Source organism: Mesorhizobium sp. (assembly GCF_004962925.1).
Taxonomy (GTDB): Bacteria; Pseudomonadota; Alphaproteobacteria; order Rhizobiales; family Rhizobiaceae; genus Mesorhizobium.
In genome coordinates, this window is sequence record NZ_SUEO01000049.1 from 22,651 (window position 1) to 32,011 (window position 9,361).

A 9,361-nucleotide genomic window follows, 5' to 3' on the forward strand; every position below is an offset into this window, starting at 1 on the left:
GGGAAAGGGCATGGCAAACACGCCTTCGAGCGCCATCGGCCACAGCGTCGCCAGGCCGAGGCATGCGGCAACGGCGAAGCTGGCGAAGGGTGCCGGCATTTCGTCGACGCCGCGAAAGCCGACTACCGCGCGGGCGCAGGAGGCGGCATCCCTGCCCGGCCAGATGCCGCCAATGCCCCAATAGACATGCAGCGTGGTGATCAGCAGCAGGACCAGCGAGAGCGCGAAGGCGAGAATGATCATGAGCGGAACAATCGCGAATACTGTGTTTCGTGCTTCATCGCCATGACATCCGAGACGAACGCACAGCCGCCGAGATCGTCAAGCGTCGAGCCGGCGGCGCGAGCGGCGACGCTGAGCGCCAGCGGCTCGAAGCCGGCGAGCAGCGCGGTCGCTCCGGTCTGGCCGACGACGCCGAGCCGGATCGCGGCCTGGACGAGATTGGAGAAGAAGGCCTGCAGGAAGGCGGAGAGCGCGTCTTGCAGGGCGATTGCGTTGCCGCCGGCTATTGCGCCGACGGCGACGCAATAGGGGCACTCGGCCGGCAGACGGTCCAGCACCTGACACGGCCAGGCAGATGCCGCCTTCAGGAAGGCTGCGCCCTGCAGCATGGTTTCGGTGTGACGCTCGCGCGAGCCGGCCAATGCTTGGGCAAGGGCCACGATCTCATCGAGATCGCCGCCCGCGCGGGCGCGCCGCCAGCTTTCGGCAAACAGCACGGCATCGTTCCAGCCCGAGCCCATCTCGATCAGCGTCTCCAGCCATGCAGCGAGGTCTTTGCTGTCAGTAACCAGTCCGTCGTGCACGGCGCGTTCGAGACCATGGCTGTAGGAAAAGCCGCCGACCGGAAAGGAAGGCGACAGCCACGCCATCAGCCGCAACAGGGCGACGTTGGAAGGCTGGTCAGTCATGGTCATGGTCGTGCGAGTGGCTGTGCGAATGCGATTCGCTATGGGCATGGGAATGCGCTTCGGCGTGGCTGTGCGCGTGCGCCTCGGCATGAGCGTGGTCGTGGCCGTGCCCGCCATGCCCGGAATAGGCACCGCGCACCGGCTTGAACGGTTCGGAGACATCAAGCACGACCGCACCCAGCCCTTCCAGCATCGCCTTGATGACATGATCGCGCAGGATGAGGATGCGTTCCGCCTCGATGGCGGCCGCAAGATGCCGGTTGCCGATATGCCAGGCAAGTTCGGCCAGGTGAACGGCGCTCTCAGCACGGATGTCATAGAGAGGCTCCTCAGCCGCGATGATCTCGACATGACGGCCATCCTCCAGCACCAGCCGGTCGCCATCGCCCAAGGCAACCGGTTCGGGCAGATCGACCAGCACCCTGTCGCCACCGGCAAGTTCGATGACCCTGCGGCGCAAATGCCGCTCGTCATGGGCGAGCACGGCACGATCATAGGGCGTGATCGCTCCTGCCTCGCCGGCGGCGAGCACCGAGACGGCGCGCGGAAATTTGGTGAAGTCGGTGCGGATGTCGAGCTTCATGTAAAACCTGCCTCTCCAAAAAGCCTAGACCATCCCGCCCGCAGACCCAATGCGCATGACCCCAAAATCGAATTCGATTTCGGGAAGGATCATGCGCCAAGTCAAGTTTCTACAGCGTCCTTTGCGCGTCCGGAAGGACGCGCGGCGCTGTAGTCAAACGATCGTGTCGAAGAGCCGCAGGATAAACGATATCTGGTAGACGAGGGCGGCGGCGACAAAGGCGATGTGAAAGCGACGGTCGCTGACAAGCATCGCGATGACACAAAGCGCAACGAACACCGGGGTGCGGAACAAATATTCAACGCCGAAGCGGGCAAAATGCTCGGGCCCTTTCAGCAGCGTATCGATCACGTCGAGCAGATAAGTCGCCGCCAGCAGGCCGAAGAACCAAGCGCGGCGCGAGTAGAAAAAATCCTCGTAGCTGGTGTAGTCCAGCATTGAGTCCGGGAACAGCAGCGCACAGAGCAGGAACAGCGTGACCGCGTAGAAGATGATGAACAGGTACTTGCCGAAGGTCCAGGTCTCGATCTGGAACAGGCCGAACTCCCACCACCAGAAATGCACCAGCATCAAAAGCACCGACACAACCCAGGCCAGATGCACTGAGTAGAGCCGGTACTGCCCGGGATGCTGGACAATGCGGGCCACCCCGGACAGCAGCCGCGTGACGCCAAGCCCGATCACCATGCCCAAGATGATGCGGATGTGCGGGAAGATGTCGTGGGCGTAGGGGAGTTGCTGGTTCATGGGCCCTAGGCGGCATGTTCTGCGTCAGCTATAGCGCCGATGGATCAGAACAAAAAGTACCTCTGCGCCATCGGCAGCACCGTGGCCGGCTCGCAGGTGAGTAGCTCGCCGTCGGCTCGCACCTCATAGGTTTCGGGATCGACCTCGACGTGCGGGGTGGCGTCGTTGAGCACCATCGAATGCTTGCCGATGCCGCCGCGGGTGTTTTCGACTGCGACCATCTGCTTGTCGACGCCGAGCTTGCCGCGCAGGCCGGCATCGAGCGCAGCCCTGGAGACGAAGGTCACCGACGAGTTGGTCATCGCCTTGCCATAGGCGCCGAACATCGGCCGGTAGTGCATCGGCTGCGGCGTCGGGATCGAAGCGTTAGGATCGCCCATCGGGGCGGCGGCGATCATGCCGCCGATCAGCACCATGTCGGGCTTGACGCCGAAGAAGGCCGGGTTCCACAGCACCAGGTCGGCGCGCTTGCCGACCGCCACCGAGCCGATCTCGTTCGACAGGCCATGCGCGATGGCCGGGTTGATCGTGTATTTGGCGATATAGCGGCGGACGCGGAAATTGTCGTTGTTGCCGGTCTCCTGCGGCAGCGAACCGCGCTGGCGCTTCATCTTGTCGGCGGTCTGCCAGGTGCGGATCGCCACTTCGCCGACGCGGCCCATGGCCTGGCTGTCCGACGAGATGATCGAGAAGGCGCCGATGTCGTGCAAAATGTCTTCTGCGGCGATGGTCTCCTTGCGGATACGGCTTTCGGCAAAGGCAATGTCTTCGGGGATCGACGGCGACAGATGATGGCAGACCATCAGCATGTCGAGGTGCTCGGCCAGCGTGTTGACCGTGTAGGGGCGGGTCGGATTGGTCGAGGACGGGATGACGTTGGGCAGGCCGCAAACCTTGATGATGTCAGGCGCATGGCCGCCGCCGGCGCCCTCGGTGTGGAAAGCGTGGATGGTGCGGCCCTTGATCGCCGCGACCGTGTTCTCGACAAAGCCGGACTCGTTCAGCGTGTCGGTGTGGATCATCACCTGCACGTCGTAGTCGTCGGCGACCGACAGGCAGCAGTCGATTGCCGCAGGCGTCGTGCCCCAATCCTCGTGCAGCTTCAGCGAGCAGGCGCCGCCCAGCACCATTTCTTCGAGCGCGGCCGGCAAGGATGCGTTGCCCTTGCCCGACAGGCCGATGTTCATCGGGAAGGCGTCAAACGACTGGATCATGCGCGCCATATGCCACGGCCCGGGCGTGCAGGTCGTCGCCAGCGTGCCATGCGCCGGGCCGGTGCCGCCACCGAGCATGGTGGTGATGCCCGACATCAACGCTTCCTCGATCTGCTGCGGGCAGATGAAGTGGATATGCGCGTCGAAGCCGCCGGCGGTGAGGATCTTGCCCTCGCCGGCGATGATCTCGGTGCCGGGGCCGATGATGATGGTGACGCCGTCTTGCATATCCGGATTGCCGGCCTTGCCGATCGCGGCGATGCGGCCGTCCTTGAGGCCGATATCGGCCTTGAAGATGCCGCCTGACGCATCGACGACCAGCGCATTGGTGATGACGGTGTCGACCGCGCCTTGCGCGCGGGAAACCTGGCTCTGGCCCATGCCGTCGCGGATAACCTTGCCGCCGCCGAATTTCACCTCTTCGCCATGAACGGTGAAATCCTTTTCGACCTCGATGATCAGCTCGGTATCGGCAAGCCGCACCTTGTCGCCGACGGTCGGGCCGTACATCTGGGCATAGGCGGCGCGGGTGATTCTAGCCATCGGCAATTGCTCCTGAAGTGCGGCCCAAAATGCAACCGGTCGAAGCCCGGCACCACATTGTCGCCATCCTATGGTCACGCAATGACCCGCTCGGCGACACTTTCCGATCCCATTTAACGTTTGAGGTGGCCAGGTCACCCCAAAGCGACCGTTTGCCAATCGATGGAAAGGAAGATCCATGCGCAAAACGATACCTCTCGCAGCCGCCGCCACCCTCCTGCTCGCGACCGCTGCCAGCGCCCAGCAACAGCCCGCGCAGCAGCCGCCGCCGGCTTCGCCCGCTCCCGCGGCGCCCGGCGCTCAGCCGGAAGTGCCGGCGATTCAGACCGTCAATGTCGTCGACATCGAAGAACTGCCCGAGGAAACGAAGACGAAGGTCAATGAAGTGATCGCCAAGCGCGGCGAGGATGGCCTGCAGAAATTGCGCAGCTCGATTGACGCGACGCCCCAGGTCAAGTCCGCGCTCGAAGCCAAAGGACTCACCTCGGCGCAGGTGATCGCCGCCAGCATGGACACCAATGGCGCGCTGACCTTGATCACCAAGAAAGCGAGCTGACGATGCGCTATGGCGGGTCGGCACAAGGCCGGCCTGCCGCATCGGGAAGGGAACCTTCGCAGGGCAGAACACGTTTCGACTTTTTGGCGTAGAAACGGGCCTCGAAAGAGGCTCTGAGAGCGAGCGATGGCGATCACCACCTTCCCCGACACGAGATGGCTGCATATGATTGCCGCAACTGCCTTTCTCGCGGCGAGCGTTCCCCAGGCCGCGCTGAATGCGCAGGGTCTTGAAGGCCCGGACACCGTCAACAGGATCATCGGCTCGGAGGTCGGCCAGGAAGAGACCAACACGGCCGTGGAGGCCGGCAAAGTCGCCACGGCGATCGACCGGACGCGTGAAAACATCGGCGCGGTGCGCAAGACCTCCAAGCTCGACAAGGTCGATATCGTGTTTCTCACCGATGCCGCGCGCACGGAAGGCGGTCCGCCGCCGGAGATCGAGACCAAGGTTAAGGAACATCAGGAAGACATTGCGGAACTGCGCAAGGAGATCGAGGCGAACGCATTGCTGTTCAACGCCATCGACTCGCGACGCGTGCTGACCGAAGACGTCCTCGCCGTGGAATTCGACGATCCCGGAAAGGTCGTCATCTACGCGGCGGCCAAGCCGCCCAGCTGAACCGAAATGGCTCGACGCGTTGAATATCACAGCGCGCCCATGATCTTCTGCTGAAACCCGTAGACTTCGCGCTTGCCGCCGAGCGGCACCAGCGTGACGTCGCGCTCTTGGCCGGGCTCGAAGCGCATCGCCGTGCCGGCAGCGATGTCGAGGCGCATGCCTCGCGCCTTGTCGCGATCGAATTTCAACCCCTCATTGGTCTCGAAGAAGTGATAGTGGCTGCCGACCTGGATCGGCCGGTCGCCGCTGTTGGCCACTTTCATCGTGATGGTCGGCTGGCCCTTGTTCAATTCGATCTCGCCGCCTGCCGTGATGATTTCGCCCGGGATCATCGCCAGCCTCACAAGACGCCGAAGGCGAGGCCGGCACCGACGGCCGCACAGGCGCCGCCGGCGGCGCGCGCAAGGCCTGGGAACCTGATGCCGAGGCCAAGACCGGCAGCGAGGCCGCCGGCATGGAGCAGCGCAGTGGCGACGGCAAAGCCGGCCATGTAACCGAGCCCGCTGGCGTTTTCAGGCACTTCGGTGCCGTGGGCGTGACCGTGGAACAGCGCAAACAGGCCGATGATGGCGACGCCGGCCGAGACGGGAAGATCGACCGCAAGCGCGACCAGCAGTCCCAGCGCCACGACGGACGCCAGTATGCCCGGTTCGACGAACGGCACCGGCACCTGCAGCATGCCGAGCGCGCCGCCCGCCAGCATGACGCCGACGAAGGCGAGCGGCCAGGCGACAACCGCCTTGCCGCCCTTGAGCGCCGCCCACAGCCCGACCGCGATCATCACCGTCAGGTGGTCGAGGCCGGAGAGCGGATGCATGAAGCCGGCTGACCAGGACGAGGTCGTGCCGATGCCGACATGGGCATAGGCGGGCATTGCGGCGGCGAGAAGCAGGACCGCCGAGAGGGACGTGCGTTTGAACGTTGCGGGGACCATCGATATGCCTTCCGTTGTCAGGATCGTGCCGTCACGCGGCATTGCGGGCCGGACCGCAGCCCTCGGCCTTGAAGACGCGCTTTGTCGAGGCGGGATATTTCATCAGCATCGCTGCCGGCCGAATCGGGCGCATGGAGAAATTGCCGCCGCAATTCGGGCAGGCGCCGGCCAGCACATTTGCCACGCAATCGGCGCAGAAGGTGCATTCGAAGGTGCAGATCAGCGCGTCCATTGCCTCAGGCGGCAGGTCCTTGTCGCAGCATTCGCAGTTGGGGCGCAGCTCAAGCATTTTTCTCTCCTCACTTTATCGGCCCTCACCTTATCGGCTCGTGCACGGTGACCAGCTTGGTGCCGTCGGGAAACGTCGCCTCGACCTGCACGTCGTGGATCATCTCGGCGATGCCCTCCATAACCTGCGCGCGGCTGACGACATGGGCGCCGGCCTCCATCAGCTCGGCGACCTGGCGGCCGTCGCGGGCGCCCTCGACGACGAAGTCGGTGATCAACGCGATCGCCTCCGGGTGATTGAGCTTGACGCCGCGTTCGAGCCGCTTGCGCGCCACAATCGCCGCCATGGCGATGAGCAGCTTGTCCTTTTCCCTTGGCGTCAGGTTCATGCGTTTCCCTAGGATGGCGTAATCAGGAGTGGCGTAATCGGAATCAGAGTGACCATAATTTGGGCAGACCCGCCCGTCCGTTGAGCAATTCGACGAGCGGAACCAGCCGCTTGCGGAGCTGGTAGCCGTCCTCGGCAAACAGCCTCGCAAGAAGCTTGCCAGATTTCTTCACGCTCCAGACACTGGCGTCGCCCTGGCCGCCGATAATGTCCCGGGCCGGATCGAGCAAAGCCTCCACCCGCGGTGAGATCATCAGCACCGTCGCCATCGCGATGGCGCCGCCGGCCACCGCGGAACGGCCCAGGGTGGCCGCAATGCCGGGCCCGATGCGGAAATCCTCGGCATGAACAAGCGCTCCGTCCTGACTGACGCGCCAGCGGTCATGGAAACTGCCGTGCGCCGCGCGTTCGCCCATGGCAAGGCGGCCGAAGACGGTCGCCTCAAGCACCAGCGCCTCGGCGCCCACGGCAAGCTCCAGATCGAGCCTGCGGGCAAAGGCCGATCGATCGAAGACGAGGGTTTCCTGCGGCAGCCAGGCGACGCGGCCGCCAGCCCCGACCGTCAGCTTCACCCGCACCTCGGCGCGATCGGATGCGGCGCGGTAGACCTTCTCGCAGGCCTGGGTCGTTATGGTGGCGGAGGCGCCGGCGCCGACGTCGACCTCCCAGCCGATGCGGTCGCCGCCGGTCAACCCACCGGCGGTATTGATCAACACGGCTTCAAGCGGATCGGCCGAGACGGCCGGCATGCGGATCTTGGCGGAACCATCCTGATAGAGGCGCCGAAGAAGCGTGCGGCCGCCATTCCTGTCGCAGCCGAGCTGCGCCAATCCGGCGACGCGCTGGGCCGGCAGCACCGAGGTCAGGCCATGTTCGATCGTATCCACGGCGCCAACGTTAAGCACAGCGGCGGCTTTGTCGATATATAGCTTGTTGCTTGACAACGTTTCGGTTTCTATAGAGGGAGCCATCTTGGTACGGTCACGCAGCGCCTGGCGGGAAGGCGACGGTGACGATTTGAACCGGGGAAAAAGAGGCGCTGATCCGTTGGCGTCGAGAAACGACAAGGTTGGGGAAGGAACCGAATGGCTGACCAGCTGGCAACCGACATCATCGCGAAGATCAAGGCTCATGCCGAGCCTGGTGGCGAAGAAATCACCACCACTACCGAACTGACCTCTCTTGGCATCCATTCGCTGGAACTGACGGAGATCATCTTCGATCTCGAGGAACAGTATGGCATCGAGATCGAGATGAACACGGTGGATGCCTGGAGCAACCTGAAGAACGTCGGCGACATGGTCGAGGCGGTTCGCGCGCTGATCGCGAAAAAAGCCTGACTGAATGCACAAGCGCGTCGTCATTACCGGCATCGGCGGCATATGCGGGCTCGGCACCAATGCACCCGCGATCTGGGGCGAGATGCGCGCCGGCCGCTCGGCCATCGGTCCGATCGTCAATTCGGAGTTGCATGACCTGAAAGTCAGGGTCGGCTGTGAAATCAAGACGCTTCCCGATCACGGCATCGACCGCAAGCAGGTCGTGTCGATGGATCGCTTCAGCTTGCTGGCGACGATTGCCGCGCGGGAGGCGGCGCAACAAGCAGGGCTGACCTTGCACGCAGCCAACACCTACAGGATGGGAACCATCGTCGGCGTCGGCGTCTGCGGCTGGGAGGCGATCGAAGAGAGCTATCGCGCCATCCTGCTAGAAGGCAAGAATCGCGCCGGCATCTTCACCGTGCCAAAAGTGATGCCGGGCGCTGCGGCCGGACATGTCAGCATGAATCTCGGCCTGCGCGGACCGGTCTTCGGCATCACCTCGGCCTGCTCCTCGTCCAACCACGCGATCGCCTCGGCGGTCGATCAGATCAGGCTCGGCCGCGCCGATATCATGGTCGCCGGCGGCACCGATGCGCCGCTGGTCTGGGGCATCCTGAAGGGCTGGGAGGCACTGCGAGTGCTGGCCCCCGACACGTGCCGGCCATTTTCGGCCGATCGCCAGGGCCTGGTGCTAGGTGAAGGTGCTGGCATGGCGGTTCTGGAAACCTATGAGCATGCGGTGGCGCGCGGCGCCACAATTCTCGCTGAAATCGCCGGGGTCGGCATTTCCGGCGATGCCTCCGACATCGTCGCGCCGACCATCGAAGGGCCGGAAGCGGCGATGCGCTTCTGCCTCGTCGACGGGGGGCTCAATCCGGAAGACATCGACTATCTCAATGCGCATGGCACCGGCACCAAGGCCAACGACCAGATCGAGACCGCGGCGATCAAGCGCGTCTTCGGCGACCATGCCCACAGGCTTTCGATCTCGTCGACAAAATCGATGCACGCCCACTGCCTCGGCGCGTCGGGTGCCCTGGAGCTGATCGCCTGCATCATGGCGATCCGCGACGGCATCGTGCCGCCGACGGCGAATTTTCGCGAGGCCGACGCCGATTGCGATCTCGACATCACGCCGAACGAGGCGCGCGAGCGCAAAGTGCGCGTTGCGATGAGCAACAGCTTCGCCTTCGGCGGCACCAACGCGGTGCTGGCGGTCAAGGCGATCTGACCGCAGGCGGTTCACGGCTGGTTGTCGGACGGGCGAGACTTTTCACCCGTCATATTGATCGGGCCGCCCGGCGCGCTTAATTC

The 9,361-nt window shown here is 64.1% G+C and carries 14 protein-coding genes; 4 read left to right on the forward strand and 10 right to left on the reverse strand.

What is annotated here, in order from left to right; translation table 11 throughout:
* From E5W87_RS12740 to ureC, 5 genes are all read right to left on the reverse strand, one after another.
* Positions 1 to 243: DUF3995 domain-containing protein (locus tag E5W87_RS12740; RefSeq protein WP_292397677.1), on the reverse strand; the 243-nt coding region annotated here is incomplete at its 3' end.
* Positions 240 to 911, reverse strand: a complete 672-nt coding sequence (locus tag E5W87_RS12745; protein ID WP_292397680.1) for an urease accessory protein UreF — start codon at positions 909 to 911, stop codon at positions 240 to 242. The genes E5W87_RS12740 and E5W87_RS12745, both read right to left, overlap by 4 nt.
* On the reverse strand, positions 904 to 1,494 hold the full coding sequence (gene ureE / locus E5W87_RS12750; RefSeq protein WP_292397683.1) for an urease accessory protein UreE: 591 nt from the start codon (positions 1,492 to 1,494) through the stop codon (positions 904 to 906). Before ureE ends, E5W87_RS12745 begins: the two co-directional genes overlap by 8 nt.
* 153 nt (positions 1,495 to 1,647) lie before the next feature.
* The gene (locus E5W87_RS12755; protein WP_292397686.1) at positions 1,648 to 2,241 is read right to left on the reverse strand and encodes a hypothetical protein; all 594 of its coding nucleotides are present in this window, start codon (positions 2,239 to 2,241) and stop codon (positions 1,648 to 1,650) included.
* A gap of 44 nt (positions 2,242 to 2,285) precedes the next feature.
* The gene (gene ureC / locus E5W87_RS12760) at positions 2,286 to 3,998 is read right to left on the reverse strand and encodes an urease subunit alpha (protein WP_292397689.1); all 1,713 of its coding nucleotides are present in this window, start codon (positions 3,996 to 3,998) and stop codon (positions 2,286 to 2,288) included.
* A gap of 178 nt (positions 3,999 to 4,176) precedes the next feature.
* Here ureC and E5W87_RS12765 point away from each other — a divergent pair, with 178 nt between their 5' ends.
* Both E5W87_RS12765 and E5W87_RS12770 read left to right on the forward strand, forming a co-directional pair.
* The gene (locus E5W87_RS12765; protein ID WP_292397692.1) at positions 4,177 to 4,554 is read left to right on the forward strand and encodes a hypothetical protein; all 378 of its coding nucleotides are present in this window, start codon (positions 4,177 to 4,179) and stop codon (positions 4,552 to 4,554) included.
* 126 nt (positions 4,555 to 4,680) lie between these two features.
* Positions 4,681 to 5,175 (forward strand): hypothetical protein, encoded by a 495-nt coding sequence (locus tag E5W87_RS12770; RefSeq protein ID WP_292397694.1) that lies wholly within the window; start codon positions 4,681 to 4,683, stop codon positions 5,173 to 5,175.
* A gap of 26 nt (positions 5,176 to 5,201) precedes the next feature.
* Here E5W87_RS12770 and E5W87_RS12775 read toward each other — a convergent pair whose 3' ends face one another.
* Genes E5W87_RS12775 through E5W87_RS12795 form a run of 5 tightly spaced genes read right to left on the reverse strand, consistent with a single transcriptional unit; the run spans position 5,202 to position 7,612 of the window.
* Entirely contained in the window at positions 5,202 to 5,507 is a 306-nt protein-coding gene (locus E5W87_RS12775; protein WP_077374464.1) for an urease subunit beta, read from the reverse strand.
* 8 nt (positions 5,508 to 5,515) lie between these two features.
* A complete protein-coding gene (locus E5W87_RS12780; protein WP_292397696.1) occupies positions 5,516 to 6,109 on the reverse strand; it encodes a HupE/UreJ family protein in 594 nt (197 codons plus the stop codon).
* Positions 6,110 to 6,140: 31 nt separating this feature from the next.
* Positions 6,141 to 6,398 carry a DUF1272 domain-containing protein gene (locus E5W87_RS12785; RefSeq protein ID WP_292397698.1) on the reverse strand — a complete coding sequence of 86 codons (258 nt, stop codon included), beginning with the start codon at positions 6,396 to 6,398 and terminating at the stop codon, positions 6,141 to 6,143.
* 25 nt (positions 6,399 to 6,423) lie between these two features.
* A complete protein-coding gene (locus E5W87_RS12790) occupies positions 6,424 to 6,726 on the reverse strand; it encodes an urease subunit gamma (protein ID WP_095484607.1) in 303 nt (100 codons plus the stop codon).
* 43 nt (positions 6,727 to 6,769) lie between these two features.
* Complete coding sequence (locus E5W87_RS12795; protein WP_292397703.1) at positions 6,770 to 7,612, reverse strand: urease accessory protein UreD; 843 nt, start codon at positions 7,610 to 7,612, stop codon at positions 6,770 to 6,772.
* 198 nt (positions 7,613 to 7,810) lie between these two features.
* Here E5W87_RS12795 and E5W87_RS12800 point away from each other — a divergent pair, with 198 nt between their 5' ends.
* Together E5W87_RS12800 and E5W87_RS12805 are read left to right on the forward strand one after the other, a co-directional pair.
* Positions 7,811 to 8,065 (forward strand): acyl carrier protein, encoded by a 255-nt coding sequence (locus tag E5W87_RS12800; RefSeq protein WP_126104109.1) that lies wholly within the window; start codon positions 7,811 to 7,813, stop codon positions 8,063 to 8,065.
* Positions 8,066 to 8,069: 4 nt separating this feature from the next.
* Positions 8,070 to 9,278 (forward strand): beta-ketoacyl synthase, encoded by a 1,209-nt coding sequence (locus E5W87_RS12805; RefSeq protein WP_292397701.1) that lies wholly within the window; start codon positions 8,070 to 8,072, stop codon positions 9,276 to 9,278.
* Positions 9,279 to 9,361 lie beyond the last annotated feature (83 nt).